The 20708-nt window shown below is 35.1% G+C and carries 15 protein-coding genes and 1 riboswitch; of the genes, 12 read left to right on the top strand and 3 right to left on the bottom strand.

Going from position 1 to position 20708, the window contains the following annotated elements; all coding sequences use genetic code 11:
* Nucleotides 1-61: 61 nt before the first annotated feature.
* Nucleotides 62-1696 (bottom strand): PKD-like domain-containing protein, encoded by a 1635-nt coding sequence (locus tag ASF10_RS17660; protein WP_056251849.1) that lies wholly within the window; start codon nt 1694-1696, stop codon nt 62-64.
* Nucleotides 1697-1999: 303 nt separating this feature from the next.
* Nucleotides 2000-2232: riboswitch (cobalamin riboswitch) on the bottom strand.
* Between the two features lie 117 nt (nt 2233-2349).
* Between ASF10_RS17660 and ribB the strand changes: the two genes are divergently transcribed.
* The 8 genes from ribB to ASF10_RS17615 all read left to right on the top strand — a co-directional run bounded on the left by ribB (nt 2350) and on the right by ASF10_RS17615 (nt 10318).
* Nucleotides 2350-3012: a 3,4-dihydroxy-2-butanone-4-phosphate synthase gene (ribB, locus tag ASF10_RS17650; protein WP_056251843.1), complete on the top strand. Its 663-nt coding sequence runs from the start codon at nt 2350-2352 to the stop codon at nt 3010-3012.
* A gap of 3 nt (nt 3013-3015) precedes the next feature.
* The gene (locus ASF10_RS17645) at nt 3016-3588 is read left to right on the top strand and encodes a Crp/Fnr family transcriptional regulator (RefSeq protein ID WP_198529602.1); all 573 of its coding nucleotides are present in this window, start codon (nt 3016-3018) and stop codon (nt 3586-3588) included.
* A gap of 153 nt (nt 3589-3741) precedes the next feature.
* Complete coding sequence (locus ASF10_RS17640; RefSeq protein ID WP_056251838.1) at nt 3742-4092, top strand: hypothetical protein; 351 nt, start codon at nt 3742-3744, stop codon at nt 4090-4092.
* Nucleotides 4093-4564: 472 nt separating this feature from the next.
* Nucleotides 4565-5038, top strand: a complete 474-nt coding sequence (locus ASF10_RS17635) for a DUF4625 domain-containing protein (protein WP_056251835.1) — start codon at nt 4565-4567, stop codon at nt 5036-5038.
* 9 nt (nt 5039-5047) lie between these two features.
* Nucleotides 5048-7243, top strand: coding sequence for a TonB-dependent receptor (locus ASF10_RS17630; RefSeq protein WP_056251833.1), 2196 nt, complete (start codon nt 5048-5050; stop codon nt 7241-7243).
* A gap of 1 nt (nt 7244) precedes the next feature.
* Nucleotides 7245-8177 carry a DUF4625 domain-containing protein gene (locus ASF10_RS17625; RefSeq protein ID WP_241774979.1) on the top strand — a complete coding sequence of 311 codons (933 nt, stop codon included), beginning with the start codon at nt 7245-7247 and terminating at the stop codon, nt 8175-8177.
* Nucleotides 8178-8231: 54 nt separating this feature from the next.
* Nucleotides 8232-9035, top strand: coding sequence for a 5'-nucleotidase, lipoprotein e(P4) family (locus ASF10_RS17620; RefSeq protein WP_056251830.1), 804 nt, complete (start codon nt 8232-8234; stop codon nt 9033-9035).
* A 68-nt stretch (nt 9036-9103) separates the two neighbouring features.
* Nucleotides 9104-10318: a hypothetical protein gene (locus tag ASF10_RS17615; protein ID WP_056251827.1), complete on the top strand. Its 1215-nt coding sequence runs from the start codon at nt 9104-9106 to the stop codon at nt 10316-10318.
* A 314-nt stretch (nt 10319-10632) separates the two neighbouring features.
* Here ASF10_RS17615 and ASF10_RS17610 read toward each other — a convergent pair whose 3' ends face one another.
* The gene (locus ASF10_RS17610; protein WP_056252255.1) at nt 10633-12330 is read right to left on the bottom strand and encodes a ribonucleoside-diphosphate reductase subunit alpha; all 1698 of its coding nucleotides are present in this window, start codon (nt 12328-12330) and stop codon (nt 10633-10635) included.
* Nucleotides 12331-12346: 16 nt separating this feature from the next.
* Entirely contained in the window at nt 12347-13321 is a 975-nt protein-coding gene (locus ASF10_RS17605; protein WP_056251824.1) for a ribonucleotide-diphosphate reductase subunit beta, read from the bottom strand.
* Nucleotides 13322-13921: 600 nt separating this feature from the next.
* On the opposite strand from ASF10_RS17605, the gene ASF10_RS17600 reads away from it, so the two are divergent.
* The 4 genes from ASF10_RS17600 to ASF10_RS17585 all read left to right on the top strand — a co-directional run bounded on the left by ASF10_RS17600 (nt 13922) and on the right by ASF10_RS17585 (nt 20700).
* Nucleotides 13922-14476: a GNAT family N-acetyltransferase gene (locus ASF10_RS17600; protein WP_056251820.1), complete on the top strand. Its 555-nt coding sequence runs from the start codon at nt 13922-13924 to the stop codon at nt 14474-14476.
* A gap of 348 nt (nt 14477-14824) precedes the next feature.
* On the top strand, nt 14825-16036 hold the full coding sequence (gene hmpA / locus ASF10_RS17595; RefSeq protein ID WP_056251818.1) for an NO-inducible flavohemoprotein: 1212 nt from the start codon (nt 14825-14827) through the stop codon (nt 16034-16036).
* Nucleotides 16037-16535: 499 nt separating this feature from the next.
* The gene (locus tag ASF10_RS17590) at nt 16536-17993 is read left to right on the top strand and encodes a sensor histidine kinase (protein ID WP_241774978.1); all 1458 of its coding nucleotides are present in this window, start codon (nt 16536-16538) and stop codon (nt 17991-17993) included.
* Nucleotides 17994-18099: 106 nt separating this feature from the next.
* Nucleotides 18100-20700, top strand: a complete 2601-nt coding sequence (locus ASF10_RS17585) for a zinc-dependent metalloprotease (protein ID WP_056251811.1) — start codon at nt 18100-18102, stop codon at nt 20698-20700.
* Nucleotides 20701-20708 lie beyond the last annotated feature (8 nt).

Genomic DNA, 20708 nt, shown 5'->3' with positions numbered 1-20708 from the left:
TCTAAATATGATAATTTAGAGGATTTTGGTTTTTGTTATTCTATTGGAGATAAAACTTAAATTACGGTAAATTCAAATCTTTAAATCCGGAAACTTCTGTAGAAACTTCTCCCAGCCAGCCACCATCTGCACGGTTAGAATTGTATACTTTTATAAAATTAATTCCTTTTAGTTTCACAGATTCCCCTTTTGCATTTACAGCCCAGTTAAGGTCAATTTGCCCTCTTACATCAGCATTTGCCCAGTTGTCTGTATATCCCCAATCATATGGAGGATTTGCCCAATTGCTTCCTGTTCCTGATTTATCATAGATATTCGATTTCAGGAAAGTTCCCTTAAAAGTAATCGAACTTGCCCCTTTCCACATTGGGTAATAGGTTTGTTTATGATACGTATTTTTAGCAATATAACCGCTTTGTCCCTGATTATCTGTCCATCGAATATAATTAGGTTCGTTTGGGTTCGCAGGTTCTGCATCTGGTTTGTAATACGTCATTTCATAATTTTTGATCGTCGTTGCTTTTCCATGTTCAGAACCCGCAATTTCAAACCATTCATCATCTGCTTTTCCGTTACCGTTTGCATCATACGAAACCATTACAATTCCAGGCTCTGACCAATCTGTAAAAGCGTTTCCTAGAACTACAAAATCGTTCCCGTCTTTGTTGATAATCGTATGGTCAAAACCAAATTGTACGTAACCTCCAAATCCTCCAAGACTTACCATACTTCCTGATGTTAAAGCTGTTTCGGCTTTTACACGCATCGTTTCGTCAGTATCTGCAGCTGTTGCAGCCGGAAGTGAATTTGTAAATTGTCCCGGTGCAGGAAGAAACTCAAATACTTGCGTGATGCGGTTCAGGTAGGTTTTATCTGTTACAACAACAGTAAAAGTCTTGCTGTTTTCGCCTACTCCGTTTTTTGCTTTAAACTCAACATTATAAGTTCCCGGCGTTGCAAATACCGAAAATAAATCAGTCGTTGTACCCGCTTCTTCTTTGTTTATGAACCATTTATAAGTCGCTCCCCCAGCATTTGTTAATTGAGGCTGAACTCTGAACCATTGCATTTTATCTATCGTAAAACCGCCTGTTGGAACTGCAATTGCGATTTCGGGCGCGCTTGCCAGAATACTAATCGTACGTCCGTCAGCAAAAGTAAAAGTCATAATACCGTTTGCAATTGCTACAGCCGTAATTTCTGCGGCATCTTTTCCTTTTTGTCCAGAGGCAGATATTCCGCTGTCTACATCGTTTATAATCCAGTTTCCGTTGCTTCCAATAGCAATTTTTGGAGCATCACCTTTTGCGCCGTCTGCTCCGTTTGCGCCATCAGTTCCATTCGAACCGTTTTGACCGTTGCTTCCATTTTCGCCATTTGCTCCCTTGTCTCCTTTTGCAGGATTTCCGGTATCAATACCATCTATCCACCAATTGCCATTTTCTCCAATTTTTATAAATGACGAAGTATTACGAACAGAAAGTTTAGTGCCGTCGCTCATTGTAATAACATAACTGCCGTCTTTTGTTTCATAACTAGTTACATAAAGGCGTTTATTAAGTACATCAAGCAGGTTTTCGTATTGTGCCATTCTGTTTTTCAAGTCGTTGACATCATTTTTCAGGTCATTAATATCATCTTTATAACAGGCTGACAAAAGCAGGACAACCGACAATACAAGTAAAATTTTCTTCATTTTAGAATTTTTAAGGGTTAATTAGTTTTGATTATTTTTTTGTTCCAAAGGCATAATGCAGCTAATCAAATCACAATCATTTTTAATCTGATGCATAAATGCCGGTATTAAAAAATCTGACTCTTTAATAACTCCATAAAAAAGCTTTCTATAAATAAGGCATGATACACGAATGCAGCAAAAAATAATGCTTACATAAGCGCACAACAAAATACCCTATTTATTAAATAGCGATTGACGGAAAATTAAAATCAAATGTTAATTTGATAACTGTATTGGTTTCAAAACTCTGGTCCACGAAAGTTTGAAATTATTTGCATTGGCAGGTCTCCTGACTTATTCCCATTTTGATCAGCCTTCCCACATTTTAAAATGCAGTGGCAAAAGATTAGATTGTAATACTTTAAAAGAATTTGAATCTGCCAAAATGTTGCATGGAACTTACAGTAACGGGCTTGCTCAGGATTTGCACCTGATTCCCTCTTCGTCGACTACATTCGAAAAAATGCAGCCAAACCATTGCGGTGGCAAATGTAAAACAACAAGGACTTTAAAAAAAATCAAAAACTCGTTTTATTGACCTATATCAAACTTTTGCGTGTGAAACAATTTTAGATTTGCTGCTTATTAATTTCAAAAGCATTTAGAATAAAATGATAAACACACTAACATATCCGCTGGAAAAATTTGGTTTAACCAGCTTAGAACGTGTAGAAAATGCACTACAACATTTACAAAACGGAAAAGGGATTTTACTAACAGATGATGAAAACCGCGAAAACGAAGGTGACCTAATTTTTTCAGCACAACATATGAGTGTTCGCGATATGGCCATGATGATCCGCGAATGCAGCGGAATTGTTTGTTTATGTCTGACAAACGAAAAAGCAGATCAACTCGAACTGCCGTATATGGTGAAGGAAAATACAAGCAGTTTCCAGACGCCTTTTACCATTACAATCGAAGCAAAAAATGGCGTTACAACCGGAGTTTCGGCAGCAGATCGAATCACAACTATAAAATCGGCGTCGGCAATAAATGCAAAAGCATCTGATTTGGCAAGACCGGGACATATTTTTCCGTTAAGGTCTAAAAATAACGGAGTTTTGGAACGCAACGGACATACAGAAGGCAGTGTTGATTTAATGAAATTAGCAGGTTTAAAACCCGAAGCTGTTTTATGTGAGTTAATGAATGAAGACGGCAGCATGGCTAAACTTGACAAAATCATTAGCTTTGCAGAACAACACGATTTGGTAGTATTGTCTATAGAAGATATTATTTATTACCGCAAATTTGTGAGAGATTATATGTAACAAATGATATACGAGCAACTTGCTGATTATATAAAAAATCGTATTGAGGTTTCTGATGAAAACCTCAATACGATTTTATCTTATTTTAAGCCTTTAAAACACGATAAAAACGAACTGCTGGTTTCGGCTGGACAAACCAGTCAGAACACTTATTTTGTGGGCAAAGGCTGTTTAAGGATTTATTATATCAATGAAGAAGGAAAAGATGTAACCCGATATATCGCTTTCGAAAACCAAATCGCTACAGCATTAGTCAGTTTTATTACTAAAGAACCTTCGGCAGAATATATTCAGGTGATCGAAAAATCGGAACTTTTGTATATTAGTCATGAAGATTTTAATCATTTGCTTCAAACCATTCCGGAATGGATGCCGTTTTATTGCCGTTATCTGGAAAGAGCGTATGTCAATAATACCAACAGGCTCATGTCGTTTACCACAATGGATGCGCTGGAAAGATATCAGTTGTTACTCAAAATAAATCCAACTATTGTAAAGCGTTTGCCGAATAAAATTGTGGCTTCGTACATTAATGTCTCACAGGAAACATTGAGCAGGTTAAAATCTAAGGTTTGAGTTTATAATTCGTGCCGTTAGGCACATATCAACTTTAATTCACCTGAATTAACTTTATTAAATTCAAAATATTTTTAATGAAACAGTGTTGCATTTATAAATAAGAATTTTATATTTGCAACAACATTGCATTATCAATGTCAATTCATCTGAATGAAAAAGAAATTTATATTACTTAATATCTTTATGCCGCTAATAGTAGTATTTGCTATACTATTTCCGGTGCTGCATTCTTATGAACATATTCAGATTCATACTGCAACGCATAAAAATATAAAGCAGTTATATCATTCTGATAAAAGTGAATTTAAAGTACTCGATCATTCAAATGAAGAATGTGCGATTTGTCATTTTAAATTTAGTCCGGTTGGAACTTTTTCTTTCGAAACTTTTCAATCCTATAAAAACAGTACACTAATTCATACTGTAAATTTTTACTCAAAATCACTTTCTGAGTTTTTTAAAGGTTCTTTATTTTCCCTTCGAGCACCTCCTATTTTCTAAAACCATAAAAGTAAATCAATTCAATTTTGGCTTGATGTGCATTTATATGTTTTAGATTCAATACTGTAGAAAAAGCAATTCGCTTTTTCAAAATCCATACTATTTAGTTTTCTCGCAATTATAGCCTGAAAACAGCTTTTTCTTTTTCTGATACTGTAAAGTTTTTCCCTTTTCGGAATAAAACTATTGTGCTCAAAATCAGATCAAAAACTTTAGTATTACACATTACTTTCTATCGCTATTAAATTCAATATCAACAAATTGGACCTTGCTAAACGCTGTTTCTAATCGTTTTGCATTTTACTTTTTACTTTTTTACCACTTTCTTATTTACTATTTAAAATCGATAAAAGAAATCCCTTTTACGCCCTGTTGCTATGGCGTAAAGTCAACATTCTTTTTCTTTTTCCTGTAAAGAAGATTCCCGTTCCGTAACTCAAATTTTATACATACGAACCTTTAAATCAACAAAATGAAAAGAACCAACTTTCTCGTCGCTGTTTTTATATGCTTCATTGCGCTTGCATCTTGCAGCAGTGACAATAACGAAATCGATACGGAATATCCGGTAATAGATGTTTCGGCTGCAAATGCATTTCCTATACAATGCAGTGAAATCAAACGCGGACAAAAAATTACATTCCGGGCAAAATTCACAGATAATACAGCTTTAGGATCTTACAGTCTGGACATTCACCACAATTTTGATCATCATACACACAGCACCGAAGTGAATAATTGTGTGGCAGATCCTATCAAAAAACCAGTGAATCCGTTGTTGTACATTAATTCGGTTACGATTGCAAACGATCAAAAAAGTTACGAAGCGGTTCAGGAAATTACCATTCCAGCAGATATTGATCCGGGCGATTATCATTTCATGATTCGCTTAACCGATAAAGAAGGCTGGCAGACAATTAAAGGTTTAAGTATTAAAATTTTATAGTTGGTTTTGATGAACAAAAACAAATCGAATCGATTACGGATTTTTTATCTGTTGCTATCTTGTTTGGCCATAATTACAAAAGTTTCTGCACAATCTGAAGTAAAAGAATTGCAGGAAGTAGTGATTAAAGAGGACTATGAAAAACGCCGTAAAAAAGAAGAATCCCTTAATATCGAAACCGTTAACAGTAGTTTTATTCAGCGGAATCTCGGCGGAAGCCTTATGCAATCGTTGCAAAGACTTCCGGGAGTTAAAACTATTTCTATAGGTTCCGGAGGTTCAAAACCCTTAATTCGCGGACTCAGTTTTAATCAGGTTATTGTTGTCGAAAATGGTATCAAACACGAAGGACAGCAATGGGGCGCAGATCATGGTCTGGAAATCGATCAATATGCAGTAAACAGGGTGGAAATTATAAAAGGACCGTCTTCGTTTATGTACGGATCTGATGCTATTGGTGGCGCAATTAATATAAAACCTGTCCCTTTTCCTTCCCAAAATGTTTTAGGCGGAAGCCTTGATTTTACAGGAAAAAGCAACAACGAACAATTTGGAGGATCATTTAATTTATTTGGTCGAAATAAAAAATGGTTTTTCGATACCAGAATTACCGCTATGGAATATGGCGATTACCGTGTTCCTACTGATATAGTACAGGTTTACAACTACACCGTTCCGCTTTACAAAAATCATTTGCGTAATACAGCCGGGCGAGAACTGGATTTGCACGGAAGTTTGGGTTATGTTACGGCTCGGTTTAAATCGGTTTTTTATGCAAGTTCTGTTTATACCAAAAGCGGCTTTTTTGCCAACGCCCACGGGCTCGAACCCCGAAACGTTGATATGGAACTTCATGATAAATCGAGCCGTGATATTCTCATGCCTTTTCAGGAAGTTACGCATACTAAAATTAGCAATACAACCTCATTTTCTTTAGGAAATCATACACTGGAAACACAATTGGGTTTTCAGAAAAACTTTCGTCGCGAATGGAGCCATTATGTCAATCATGGTTATATGCCGCCTATTTATCCGGATGATATGTATGCACCAAAAGACTTGGAAAGACAGTATGATAAAGAAGTTTTGTCTGTTGCGATAAAAGATGAATTTTCGATAGGTCAGCATCAATTTACAGCAGGTTTAAATGGCGAACAACAGCAAAATGCAATTAACGGATGGAGTTTTTTGATTCCTGCTTTTAAACAATCAAACGCCGGATTATTTATGTATGATAAATTTCAGCTCAATGATTTATGGTTAATTCATGGCGCAATTCGGTTGGATCATGGTCGAATCGAAATGAAAGAATATACAGATTGGTTTCAAAGCGAAATCACAGAAAACGGACAAACTACGCAGCAATATTTAAAACGATCTGAAGAACTTACCAGAACATTTGATAGTTTCAACTGGTCAGCGGGCGTAAATTATACTCCGGGACAATGGTCGCTTAAAGCCAATATGGGAACGAGTTTTAGAATGCCAATTGCCAAAGAACTGGCTTCAAATGGTGTGAATTACCATTATTTCAGGTTCGAAAAAGGAGATCCAAATTTATCGGCAGAACGTTCGTATCAATTAGATCTGGGTATCGATTGGCAGCAAAATAAATGGTCTGTGCAACTGAGTCCGTTTTTTAATTATTTCCCCAATTACATTTACCTCAATCCTACTTCGCAACATGATATTTATTATGGAGCAGGCAATCAGGTATTTGAATACGAGCAAAGTAAAGTCATGCGTTATGGCGGTGAATTGCAAACGCGTTATCAGTTTCTGAAGAATTTAAGCGGTGAAATTCTGGCTGAATATCTTTATTCTGAACAATTATCAGGAAGCAAAAAGGGTTATACACTTCCCTTTTCTCCGCCAGCTTCGGTTTTATTTGGTTTAACCTATAATCCGGAAATAAAACATTTAAAAGACACTTATTTTTCGCTCGATTATCGCTATACGGCGCAACAAAATCAAATCGTTCCGCCAGAAAAGAAAACTGCCAGCAGTAATGTGTTCAACATTGCTATGGGAACAAAATTAAAAGCCGGAAAACAGGATTTTATTATAAGTATGCAGGTTCAGAATTTGTTTAATACAAAATACCTCAATCATACCAGTTTTTACAGATTGATCGAACTTCCTGAAGCAAGCCGAAACATTATTGTATCTGTAAAAATTCCCTTTTTAATACATAAATCAATTTAATATGAATTCAATTAACAAACCCCAAACCCTTATGAAAAGAGCAAAATTATTTCTGCTGTTTTTTGTTGTCGCTGCTGCATTTACAGCTTGTGATAACGATGACAACAACGAAGTTTTGAAACCAACCGCCACTAATGTGGAAATTGGAACCGCCAATAACAAACGAGCCTTAATTGGTCGCGATTTTCATTTTAATGCCGATGTAATTGCAGGAGATAAAATCGCCGATGTACAACTAAAAATACTGCCTAAAAAAGGAGAAACCTATACCAAAGACTGGAAGTTTGAATTGTCGTGGATTGAATATAAAGGCGCAAAAAATACCAATGTCCATAAACATTTTAATATTCCTGCCGATGCTCCTGAAGGTAAATACGATTTCTCGTTTATCGTGCTGGATGAAAACGGATTGCAACTCGAAATCAAGGAAGAACTTACCATTACAGATCCTGCAAATATGCCTGCTGACCCGCTAATTGGGCGCGATATGCTATCGCGAAATGACGATCTGATTTATTATATGGAAACCTGGACAGAACCGGAATTAATCTTCAAAAAGAATGATAATATTACGGCACATGCCCAAGTAAGCCAGATTATGGGTGACGGAATCCTGTATTCTGTTTTAATAAAAAAGAGTCTTAATTATCATCCGGAAAGCATCGATAATCTTGATTTAAAGAAAGTTATCGTGATCACAAAAGTAGAACACAAAGGACTTGCACCAGCTTCTAAAATTGCTACGTTACAAAAGATCAATGATGTTTGGGGAGGCGAAAGTATCGTTGTTGGCGCAGACAAAGATGCGGAAGGAAATCCAACAACTGCAGACAAATCGTGGCAATCCGGACAATACAATTGGGTGATTCTCTATAAAAACACGACTTATAATATGAGCGTTTACAAATCAATGCCTATTACTATTAATTATTAATCAGTATGCTTTCTCCTGCCGGGAATTCAAAAATCTGATAAAAAGAGTTTGATTATGAAAACAAAAAAAATGATTCCGTTTTATTTTAAAGCGATAATTCTTTTGTTGTTGCTAAGTTCAAAACAAAGCTTTGGACAGCAGCAAACACAAGAAACGAATATAAAAATATTGCCTGTTTTATGGCAGCAAACCTCAGCAGAATATCGGGCATTATGTTATCAGGCCTTTAATTTAGCTTCGCTTCGTCTTAAAGAAATTCCCAACCAACAAATTAAAAAACGAAACTTAGCCATTATCACTGATCTGGATGAAACTATACTGGATAACAGTGGTTTTGAAGCGCATTTGATTAAAGAAAAAATAGCAATCAGCGACCGTGAATGGAATCTCTGGACAGATCAATCAAGAGCATTAGCAGTACCCGGAGCTGTATCTTTTTTGCAGGAAGCCAGTAAAATGGGGATTACTATTTTCTATGTTTCAAATAGAGATACAAGTGCGGTAAAGAGTACTATCATTAATTTACAAAAACTCAAATTGCCAAATGCAGATGCGCAACATTGCCTCTTTAAAAAAGAATCATCTTCTAAAGAAGAACGACGATTGGCAGTTGAAAAAAATTATAATCTTATCATGCTTCTTGGTGATAATTTAAATGATTTTACAGCTGCTTTTGAAAAAAAGAATATTCCGCAACGCCTCACGGAAACGGATAAGGAACAAAATCAATGGGGCAAAAAATTTATTGTGCTTCCAAATCCTGTTTATGGTGAATGGGAAAATGCACTTTATAATTATGTCCAAAATAAAACAGAATCCGAAAGAGAACAAAATCGTCTGAATCTTCTTGTAGAATAGTTCGGCATTTAAACTATTGTTTTAAAAACAATATCCATATTTTTTTTAACCATTAATCCCAATTTACAATGAAAAACAATTATTTCAAACTGATTTTCCTATTTGCTTTAGCAACTTTTACAGTATCGTGTAGTAATGACGACGATAATACTGCTGAAACACCCGAAGAAACCCTTGCCGAATACAAATATTTGAGAGTACTGCTTTCTGACGAAAAAACTACCGAGGTTACACTCGTAAATCCGGTTGATGCGACAATAAGTTCTTTTAATGCAAAATTTGCAAAATCAGCTCTTTATACAACTGAATCAGGTCGATATGCCGGAATTATACACCGTGCAGATAATACAGTTGAAACTTTTGACAGCGGTTTCGAAGGTCACGGCGATCACGTTGACGTTGAAGGAAATCCTAAATTTGGAGCCTTAACAGGACAATCGCTTTTGCCGACTCACTTTAAGAGTAAAATCGGGGAACTATTAACTTTTAATGACGGAGACGGTACTTTATCTGTTGCCAAAGAATCTGAAATTAATACTGCCGGAGCAAAGTTTAAAGTAATAAATGCCGGTTTATTGGCGCATCACGGTGCTATGGCAACTTTTTCTAACGGAACTTATGCCATTACCCAAAAAGACAATTCGGTTGCAGGAACATTGCCTGAAAAAGTAAAAATTATTGATAATACGGGAAAAACGCTGTTCGAATCTACTGTTGCCACAAAAGGAATCCACGGAAATGCTTCTGACGGAACTTACGCTGTTTTTGGTTCTGCAAGCGGTGTTCTTGTCGTAGAAAGTTCCGGAAAACAAAAACTGATTACTCTTCCTGAAGATTTTGGAACTGCTTGGTTTGGAAGTATTTTAGAAACAAAAGCCAAAGGAAAATTTATAGGATTCACTGCCGCAAAAGGAGCTTATTTAATTGATGTTGTAAATGCAACCATAAAACCAATTTTGCAAAGCACAACAATTACGCAATGTAAAGTAAGTTACAACGCGAGTAAATTAGGAATTTTATTGCTTTCTGGTGAATTTAAAGTTTTCAATTTAACCAGTTTACAAGTTGAAAAAGAAGCAAAAATAATTCCGGAAACAGCAAGCGATGCCGCTTTAAAACCACAGATTCAGTTAACAGAGAATTTTGCATACATCACTTCGCCAACTACAGGAGAATTATTGCAGCTGAACTTATCGACAATGACAATTGTAAAGAAAATCAAGGTTTCGAACACGCCATATATGATTACTATTCTGGGTTTTGAGAATAGTAAAAGTCATTAAAATTTAGGGAGGTTGTTTATGGAGAGGCTGCCCCTAAAAAGGCAGTCTTTTTTTTTCGTCCTAATTGTAGCATAATGTTTGTCATCTCGACCGAAGGGAGAGATCGCATTATCAATTCCTTAAAGAAAATCGCCAATCTTTGTAGAGTTTCGAGTGTGATCTCTCCCTCTGGTCGGCATGACAAGATTACGGATAGCAACTTTTACAAAGATACCCATACATTAAAAAAAACCAGCGAAAACCCGTTTAACCCGCATAATCCGTGGGCAAAAATTACCACAAAAAAAAGCCGGATAAAATCCGGCTTTCCTTTTTTATGATTCGCAACTACTGCAAGTAACCAAACTCGTAACTAATTCTTTAGATACACTTTGACTGCGTTGGTAATACAAACTTTTGATTCCTAATTGCCATGCTTCGATAAGCAAACGGTTTACCTCTTTAATTGGTAAATCCGAAGGAATATTCAGGTTGATACTTTGACCCTGATCTACATATTTCTGACGGATTGATGCTTGCTGCACAATCTCTAACTGACTAATTTCCTTAAAGGTTTTAAAAACGTCTTTTTCATTTTGGCTTAGTTGGCTCATATGCTGAACGCTTCCTCCATTTAGCATAATTTCTCTCCAAACTTCTTCATTATCAAGACCTTTTTCTTCTAATAATGTTTTTAGGTATTTGTTTTTACGCATAAAATTACCTTTGCTTAAACCCGCTTTATAGTAATTACTACTAAAAGGCTCAATACCAGGCGAAGTTTGTCCCAAAATAGCCGATGATGACGTTGTTGGAGCAATTGCCATTGTTGTTGTATTACGTCTTCCGTATCCTTTTAGCAATTCAGGTTCGCCATAAATTCGGGCTAAATCCTGCGTTGCTTTGTCGGCTTTATCACTGATATGTTTGAATATTTCTGTTGTTTTCATTTTGGCTTCAAGACCTTCAAACGGAATCATATTTTTCTGTAAATACGAATGCCATCCTAATACTCCAAGTCCAAGCGCACGGTGTCTTTTAGCAAAACGATTCGCAGCTGCCAAGTAATAGTTTCCTTCTGTTTTTTCTATGAATTCCTGTAATACGGCGTCCAGGAAAAAGATCGCCAGTTTTACGGCTTCAGTATCTTTCCATTCTTCGTACAGTTCCAGGTTCATGGATGATAAACAGCAAATAAACGATTCATCAGTACTTGATGGCAACATGATTTCACTACAAAGATTACTCGCGTTAATTCGCAGGTTTTTATCTTTATAAACTTGTGGTTTGTTCTTGTTTACGTTGTCACTAAAAAAGATGTATGGTAATCCTTTTTGCTGACGGCTTTCAAGAACTTTCGCCCAGATTTGTCTTTTATCACCGTCTCCATCAATCATTTCCTGCATCCAGTAATCCGGTACACAAATTCCGGTAAACAGGTTCTGGATTGGGTTTCCGATGCTTTTTATCTTCAAAAATTCCTCGATATCCGGATGGTCTACGTCCAGATAAGCGGCAAAAGCTCCGCGGCGAACTCCACCTTGAGAAATCGTATCCATCGTAGTGTCAAAAAGTTTCATGAAACTTACCGCTCCACTACTCTTTCCGTTATCAGTTACGGCGCTTCCTCTTTCTCTTAATTCTCCAAAATATCCTGAAGTTCCTCCGCCAATTTTGGTTTGCATGATTACCTCACCCAATTTATGTGTGATTCCTTCGATTTCATCCGGAACGTGAACATTAAAACACGAAATTGGCAATCCGCGTTCTGTTCCCATATTTGCCCACACCGGCGAACTAATACTCATCCAGCCACGTTCGATCATTTCTACAAAAGAATCTTTTAACTCAGGTTTGTACAATCTTTTTGCTGCAGCAGTACAAATTCTGTCAATTGCACCTTCTACAGTTTCACCTTTTAAAAGATATCCACGATTTAAAATTTGCTCACTTTCAGAGTTTTTCCACCACATTTTATTATCTGCTTCGCTCAAAGGAGCGCTATTTCCTGAAATTGTATCTATTGTATTCATAATTGTAATTTGCTGTTTAGAAAAGGTCGTTTGCGGTAATACTTTTGTCATGTTTGGTATATTCTACAGGTCTTTTCGCAAAGAAATCATCCAGACTGTTGGCAAAAACCTCTTCTTCGAACCATGCCATCGCTTTATAATCATCTGGCGGAACATTAAATACGGTTTCAATGCCTATTTGGGTTAAACTTTCGTCTAATCTAAATTTCATAAAGTTCACCAAATCAGCTTTTTTGATACTTTCGATTTCACCTTCTTCAAATATCCAGTCTAATATATCTGCTTCTACAGCGATAGAATGCTTAACGGTTTCTCTGATAAGAGCTAAAGTTTCTTCATCAAAAAAGTCCGGGAATTCTTCTCGTATTTTATTGATGATATAAATTCCGCCATTAGCATGAATTTGTTCGTCTATAGAAGTCCACGCAATAATATTGCTTACATTTTTCATGTATCCTTTAAATCTCGTAAAAGACAATAAGATTGCAAACTGACTAAAAAGGGATACATTTTCGATCAGGATACTAAATAATATCAAGGAAACGACATACTTTTTGTTGTCTTGTGATTTTGTATCTTTAAGCACATCTGATAAATAATCAACACGTTTGCGGATTACCGGAATGTCCATTAGTTTTTCGAATTCATCATTATACCCTAAAACCTCCAAAAGACGGGAATAAGCCTCAGAATGCCTGAATTCACATTCGGCAAAAGTGCTTCCTAAACCGTTGAATTCCGGTTTTGGAAAATGCTCGTAAATATTTCCCCAAAAACTTTTTACAGCTACTTCTATCTGCGCAATTGCCAGTAAACTATTTTTGATAGCCGTTTTTTCAGCAGCATTCAAATGCGAATGAAAATCCTGGGTATCAGCCGTAAAATCAACTTCAGTATGAACCCAATAGGCTTTATTTATAGCTTCTGTAAATTGTAAGACCTCTGGATATTCAAAAGGTTTATAATTGATTCTTTTATCGAAAATAGACATATGTATAGTATTAAATGGTGACTTGTTCTGAGTAAAAATGATTCGATAATTGGGGGATTTTAGCGACATTTCTATAACTGCAAAATTAACCCACAGTTCTTCTTTTGACCTAGTTTTGATGTTAAAAAACCATGCAATTATCAACAGGTAAGAGACTGTTAAAATCGATCAGAAATCCGTTTTTATCAACAGCAGTAAAATATCTCCTAATCATCGACGCATCAGCTATTTATACTAAATCTAAATAGAGTTATCAACATAAAAAAGTCCTCGAATATGCTTTTTCGAAAAAACAGTTATCAACAGGTAAGTTCGAAAAATTAATATTTTTACTACAAAATAATCAAAATTGAAAAAATAATTATGGCTTAATCGTCCATTTTTAAAATTATGCTGTGTGCCATAAAATTTGATTATTTCTTACTTTTAAAAACAATTAACAATCTGATTTAAAGATATTTAACTTTAAAAAGTAATTAGATTTAATTCCTCATATTTTGATTAAAACCTAAAAAAAGCTACTATTTTCAGCATTATCTCAATGAAAATCGCTCATATTTAAAAGTTACCGTAATTTTGTCCAATCTTAAAAGAGAAATCATGATTATTAGAAAAGCAACAATTGAAGATTCAGAATCTATAGCCGCACTTTTATTGTTAGCAATGGAAGAAATTATCTATAAATTCATTGGCGAAAAAGATCCAAAAACGGCTTATTATTTTCTGCTTCATTTTGTTGAAACAGAAAAAAACCAATACTCGTATCAAAACTGTTTTGTAGCAGAAGAGAATGACGAAATTGTAGGTGCTGTTTCGATTTATGAAGGCGGAAAATTACAGGAATTGCGACAACCAATTGTAAATTATGTGCAGCTAAATTTTAATCCTGATTTTGATCCCGAAAACGAAACCCAAAGTGGTGAATTTTATATTGATTCATTAGGTGTAAGTCCAAATCATCAGGGAAAAGGCATTGGTTCTAAACTATTGCAATTTTTAATCGAAGAGTTTGTAACTCAAAATAATCTGACTTTGGGTTTATTGGTTGAAGTGGAAAATCCAAATGCTAAGAAGTTATATTTAAAATTAGGTTTTAAAGTCGTTGGCGTGAAAACTCTGGTTGGGAAAACGCTGGAACATCTTCAGATTTCTTAAAGTTTTTTTTGTTTCAGGTTTCAAGTTTCAGGTTTGAAATGAGAATTACTTTATGATTTTTACCGCAAAGAGCGCAAAGATTTACGCAAAGTTCGCAAAGCTGTTTCAACACAAAGCTTTGCGAACTTTGTGTTTACTAATCGTATAGTAAATAAAAAATCTTAGCGTGCTTTGCGGTAAAATTTTACACCAGCATTCATTTTTAAAAGCAACTCAAAACAAATATGTTTTAACTAAATTGAGATCTTATGATTTGAATCATAAAACAGAGCTTTATACGAGGTTTAAATTTGTGAAAAATAAATTCTGAAAGAGTTTATAGACACTTAAAAATTTAAATCCAAATAAATGAATCCACATCAAAAAGAGCTTATCAAAGCTACTATTCCTATTTTAAGATCAAACGGTGAAGTTCTTACTACTTATTTTTATGCCCGAATGTTTAAGAATCATCCTGAATTAAAAAACATATTCAATATGGGAAATCAGGCAAACGGAAGACAAAAATCTGCTTTGGCAAATGCTGTTTTGGCTTATGCTGAAAATATCGATAATCCCGGTGTTTTGATTCCTGTTCTAAAAGGAATTGGTACCAAACACAGAAGTTTAAATATTCAACCAGAACAATATAAAATAGTAGGAACACAATTGGTCGCTTCGATTGGTGAAGTTGTGGGCGAAGCTGCAACACCGGAAATTCTCGAAGCCTGGACGGTTGCTTATTATGAGCTTGCGCAAATTATGATCGATATCGAAAAAGAAATGTATCTGGAAAATGCCGCGAAACCGGGCAGCTGGAATGGATGGAGAAACTTTATAATCAAAAAAATAGTAGCGGAATCAAACGAAATCAAATCCTTTTATCTTTATCCGGAAGACGGGAAAGAAATCACCAATTTTTATCCGGGTCAATTTATAAGTCTTCAGGTTTTTGTTGAAGAATTAGGTCTCCTGCAACCGCGACAATATAGTTTATCAAGTGCTTTTAATCCTGAATATTATCGAATCTCGGTTAAAAAAGAAACCGGAATCGCTTCAAATCCATCGGGATTGGTTTCGAATACACTTCATGCAAAATCCGAAGGTGATGTTGTTGCAATATCTGCTCCGACGGGATTGTTTCACTTAGAAAAAGACTCTGAAAATCCGTTGGTACTTATTAGTGGCGGTGTTGGTTTTACGCCAATGCTAAGTATGCTGGAAACGAATCTGAATGCGATCCAGAATAAAAAGACAGTTTGGGTTCATGGTTGCAGAAATGAATCTGTTCATGCTTTTAAAGATCAGATTGCTGCCTTAAAAAAAGAAGCAAAATGGCTGGAAACGTTTACTTTTTATGATACATTAGATAATCCCGATGATTCGGTAAACTCAATTATCGAAGGCCGCGTTGATCTGAGCAAGTGCAAAGATTCGATTTTATTAGAGAATGCGAAATTCTACATCTGTGGACCGGAAGTGTTTATAAAAGCACAATACGATGCTCTTATCGATCTTAAGGTAAACCAGAAGAATATATTTTATGAAGAATTTGGACCACAGCTTATTCATTTGAACTGATTTTTGTTTCAGGTTTTGAAGTTTCAGGTTTCAGGTTGAAATGTGAGTAGAAAGACTTTATAATTTACCGCAAAGTTCGCAAAGCTTAAGTTAGTACAAAGCTTTGCGAACTTTGTGTTTTATAAAATAATTGCTTGATAAAATCTTTGCGGACTTTGCGGTAAAAATTTACGCAATCTTTAAGTTCATTTCAAACTTGAAACCTCAAACTTTAAACAAATTTTAAACCCTTTTCTCTCTTAACAAGATTTTTACTAAACGAGCCTGCGAAATTTGCGCTATATTTTCATAACTAAAAGGGTATCAGACAAAAAGTTTTATATTTGCGCACGAAAAAAACGAATACCACATTGTAATAAGAACTTTAATAGGTCTTATTTTTTAATAATTACTTTTGAGATTTACTTTTAAAAATACCTTTTCCGGCAGAAACTTTTTCATTTTAGGAATCATTTTCGTTGTTCTCACTTTGCTTTCTATTTATATATTGAGTGGCTTAATGACTCAAATTACCGAAAAATCAAATACGGCAACTGAACAGCGTGGCTTTTTTAAAAAACAAGAAGTTATGGCGCAGGAATTGTCCCGATTTCTTGAAACTCAAAATGAGTTAAAGGGCGTTGTCGAAATGAGTAATGCCAAAAATTTGCCTGAGAATTTAAAGGTTTTAAGTGCAATTCATGCCAATGATAGCCTTGTAAAAAATAATTGGTTTCAGATTAATAATCAAAAAATAGAATTTACTACTTCTAGTAAATCTAAAAATTTAAAAACTTCGATTAAAGACTGTGTTTTTAAAAACGGAAATCTAAATCAGTCTAATAGTATTATCGAAAATGATCAGGACTTTTTCTGGCGCATTTACTATAAATATGTTGCTAAAAATGGTACTGTAATTCGCTACGGATATGATATTGATTTGCAAGCACTACAATCTTATTTCTCGACGATTGACCAGAAAGCGCCCAACTATGCTTTTGTCTTTAATAAAAAGGGAACTATTATTTATCATCCCGAAATAAAATTACTGAAAAAGAATATTTTTAAACTTACTGATATAACCGCCCGCGATACCACTTTTACGGACATTGATAGTTTTAGCAGAAAAATAGCCCTTTCAGAATATTTAGGTCTTGACATTGTGCGATATACAAAACGACTGAATATAAAAGGTACAGATTGGTATTTGTGTGTCAATTTCCCTAATAAGGTTTCTACGGAAGATGTAGATGCCGTAAAAAAGTACGCTTCGTTGATTTACTTTATTACAACGGCAATTTTAATTGTGTTTTTCTATTTGTTTACCATTTTTACCCGAAGAACTTTTCAGGAAAAGGAAATCTTGTCGCAGGAAAAAAACAAGCTTCTGTTAGAAAACGAAATGATCAATAAAGAAAAAGCGCTGATCCAGCTGCAACAATTAAAGGAACAGATAAATCCGCATTTCCTTTTTAATTCGCTGAATTCCCTTTATATGCTTATTGAGAATAATACGGGAGTAGCACGAAAATTTACATTGAACCTTTCTAAAATTTACAGATACCTTATTAATCCTCCTATCAATAATATTGTTACGGTTCAGGAAGAATTGCTTTTTATCGAGAAATACATTTTTTTACAGCAAACCCGATTTACAGCAGAATTTGTTTTTACTATCACGATCGAAAACGAGAGTATTTTGGCGAAAAAAGTGCCTTATCTGGCTTTTCAGATTGCGGTAGAAAATGCCATAAAACACAATATTGCTTCGGAAGAAAACCCTTTAACGATTACAATCGACATTAAAGAAAACGTTGTAATTATTACCAATAATTTAAACGAAAAGCAAAACTTCGAGAAAGAATCCAAGTTTGGTCACAAATACTTAGAAAGTATCTATAAATACTATTCTAAAAATGATTTTAAAGCCTACAAAAAAGGCGGTGATTTTACTTGCATTTTACCATTAATTGGATAAAAAAAAACATTCACTCCCGAAAAAAAGCCACTCACTCCATTTCACCTTTTTTTAACGTAATCCGTGCAATATTTTTAGCAAAAAATTAACCTAAACTTAACTTTCTATGAGAGAAAAGGCAATGTTGAGAAGTCTAAAAAATATCGCTTTATTGATATTGGTGCTGAATACGAGTACTGTGATTTCTCAAAAAAAGAACAAAAAGAATAAAGAAGACAAAACAGAACAAGTTAAGGATTCGATAAAAAATTCGAAAGGACAAAAATACGACGATCTTATAAAAAAAGGAACATTCAAAAAAGGATTGTTCAATACGATTCAGGTAAAAACAGATTTGTATCTGGAAATTAATGATTCGCTTTTTCAGAGAGAATTTCTGGTTGTCAATAAAATTTCAAATGTTCCGTTGCCGGTTAATGATGCAGGATTGAATAAAGGAATGAATTATGAAAATAAAATCATCACGTTTCATAAAGATCTTATTGCTAAAAAAGTTTGGGTAAAATCATCTGTTCCAAAGGTATCATCGCCAATTGGCGATGCCATTACAGCATCTGTAAACAGTAATTTCTCTGAATCTATTATAGAAGTTTTTGACATTGAAACTAAAAATAATGATTCGACTTCGATAGTTATTAAAGCCAATAAGGTTTTTGACGGAAAACAAAAAAGTTTCAATGATGTTTTGAGCAATATTGGTTTTGGCGGATCTGTAAAATCGGAACTTTCGTATATAGAAGGTGTGAAAACTTTTCCTAAAAACATTGTTGTTAAATCTCAGCTTACAACATCTGTTAGTGAAGGTGGTCCTTCGCTATCGGTTACGCTTGGTGTAACTTCTAATATTATTTTATTGGATAAAGTGCCTATGCAGGCTCGTTTTGCTGACAAACGTATTGGTTATTTCTCAGAAAAACACTGGTATTTTAGCGACAGCCAACATGCGATGCTCGAAAAAGAACTTATTACACGTTGGAGATTAGAGCCTAAAAACGAAGACATTGAAAAATACAAAAAAGGGGAATTAGTAGAACCAAAAAAACCTATTGTTTATTACATCGATCCATCTACACCCAAACAATGGCGCTCTTATATTATAGAAGGTGTTCGCGATTGGCAAGCAGCTTTTGAAAAAGCAGGATTTAAAAATGCGGTAATAGCAAAAGAACCTACTGAGGAGGATACTGATTTTGATATTGACGACGTTCGTTATTCGGTTATTACCTATGTGGCTTCGCAAAAATCTAATGCCATGGGACCTGCGGTTGTAGATCCTAGAAGTGGCGAAATCATTGAGTCTGATATTATCTGGTGGCACAATGTAATGACTTCTTTACAAAGCTGGATGCGTATTCAGACCGGTGCAATTGACCCAAAAGCAAGAGGAAACAAATTTAGTGATGAACATATGGGAGAAGCAATTCGTTTTGTATCGTCTCACGAGGTTGGACACACTTTTGGTTTAAAACACAACATGGGTGCTTCATTTGCTTATCCGGTAGAATCGTTAAGATCTCCGGCTTTTACAGCAAAAATGGGCGGAACAGCTCCATCAATAATGGATTATGCGCGCTACAATTATATCGCACAACCAGAAGATAATGTAGAAGCAATTACACCAAAAATTGGCGAATATGATAAATATGCTATCGAATGGGGCTACAGATGGTACGCTGACCAAACCGAAGAGCACAATTCATTAAACGCATTGATTGCAAAACACCAAAATGATCCCATTTATTTTTATGGAGAACAACAAGACGGTGACAGTACTATTGATCCTCGTTCACAATCTGAAGATTTAGGTGATGATGCGATGAAAGCCAGCGAATACGGACTTAAAAACTTAAAAAGAGTTGTTGGTAAAATCCTGGAATGGACATATGATAAAGACGAATCTTATTACCAAACCGGTAAACTTTATATTGGTGCAATTGGGCAATGGAATCTTTATAATTACCATGTTTTAAGCAATTTTGGAGGTATTTACCTGAACACGACGGTTCATGGTGATAACAAACAAAGTTATGTGCCTGTTCCGGCTGCGATCCAGAAAAGAGCGGTTTCGTACTTATTAAACAACAGTATTAAACTTCCGGAATGGCTGTTTTTTAATCCAATTTTAGACAAGACAAATCCTTTAAAAGATTCTCCTCTTGGACCTTATGAATACACACCTTATACGCTTGCGAGAGAATTGCAATACGGAATTTTATATAGTTTATTAAGCGATGACCGTTTGCTGAGAATTACTGAAAACGAATTGTTTCAGCGCAATGAAGCTAAAGAAAATGTGTATACGGTAACGCAGCTTTTCAAAACAATACACCAAAGCATTTTTGCTGCTACAATCCAAAATAAATCACTTACGATTATGGAGCGTATGACCCAGAAAAACTATGTCGATGTACTGATTGTTTCTACCAACAAACTTTTTGAAAAAACAGATGTTAAGAAAACCATTCAGTTAGAAGAAACTTTGAGCATGCCACATTTATGTGATTATCTGGAGGAATCAAAAATGGCGCGTAACATTAATCAGTCGTCTTTAAAAAGAGTTTCTGAAGTTACATCTGATAAAAAAGGAGAATTAAATCAGATTTTGCAATTATTGAAAACGAAAAGAAACGTGGGTAATCAGGAAACGAAAAACCATTATTTCGATTTGATCCAGCGTATTGAAAAAGCCTTAAACAACACATTATAATTAACACA

Source organism: Flavobacterium sp. Leaf82, from assembly GCF_001422725.1.
Lineage (GTDB): Bacteria > Bacteroidota > Bacteroidia > Flavobacteriales > Flavobacteriaceae > Flavobacterium.
Note: the sequence above shows the minus strand (reverse complement) of the source record. Positions and strands in the feature narration are given on the sequence as shown.

Bases quoted from the DNA above. Each gene is read 5' to 3' on its own strand.
- ribB (WP_056251843.1), top strand. From the start codon at position 2,350: ATGATAAACACACTAACATATCCGCTGGAAAAATTTGGTTTAACCAGC.
- ASF10_RS17610 (WP_056252255.1), bottom strand. From the start codon at position 12,330: ATGAATACAATAGATACAATTTCAGGAAATAGCGCTCCTTTGAGCGAA.
- ASF10_RS17660 (WP_056251849.1), bottom strand. From the start codon at position 1,696: ATGAAGAAAATTTTACTTGTATTGTCGGTTGTCCTGCTTTTGTCAGCC.
- ASF10_RS17635 (WP_056251835.1), top strand. From the start codon at position 4,565: ATGAAAAGAACCAACTTTCTCGTCGCTGTTTTTATATGCTTCATTGCG.
- ASF10_RS17585 (WP_056251811.1), top strand. From the start codon at position 18,100: ATGAGAGAAAAGGCAATGTTGAGAAGTCTAAAAAATATCGCTTTATTG.
- ASF10_RS17590 (WP_241774978.1), top strand. From the start codon at position 16,536: ATGACTCAAATTACCGAAAAATCAAATACGGCAACTGAACAGCGTGGC.
- ASF10_RS17600 (WP_056251820.1), top strand. From the start codon at position 13,922: ATGATTATTAGAAAAGCAACAATTGAAGATTCAGAATCTATAGCCGCA.
- ASF10_RS17625 (WP_241774979.1), top strand. From the start codon at position 7,245: ATGAATTCAATTAACAAACCCCAAACCCTTATGAAAAGAGCAAAATTA.
- ASF10_RS17615 (WP_056251827.1), top strand. From the start codon at position 9,104: ATGAAAAACAATTATTTCAAACTGATTTTCCTATTTGCTTTAGCAACT.
- ASF10_RS17645 (WP_198529602.1), top strand. From the start codon at position 3,016: ATGATATACGAGCAACTTGCTGATTATATAAAAAATCGTATTGAGGTT.
- ASF10_RS17640 (WP_056251838.1), top strand. From the start codon at position 3,742: ATGAAAAAGAAATTTATATTACTTAATATCTTTATGCCGCTAATAGTA.
- hmpA (WP_056251818.1), top strand. From the start codon at position 14,825: ATGAATCCACATCAAAAAGAGCTTATCAAAGCTACTATTCCTATTTTA.
- ASF10_RS17605 (WP_056251824.1), bottom strand. From the start codon at position 13,321: ATGTCTATTTTCGATAAAAGAATCAATTATAAACCTTTTGAATATCCA.
- ASF10_RS17620 (WP_056251830.1), top strand. From the start codon at position 8,232: ATGAAAACAAAAAAAATGATTCCGTTTTATTTTAAAGCGATAATTCTT.
- ASF10_RS17630 (WP_056251833.1), top strand. From the start codon at position 5,048: ATGAACAAAAACAAATCGAATCGATTACGGATTTTTTATCTGTTGCTA.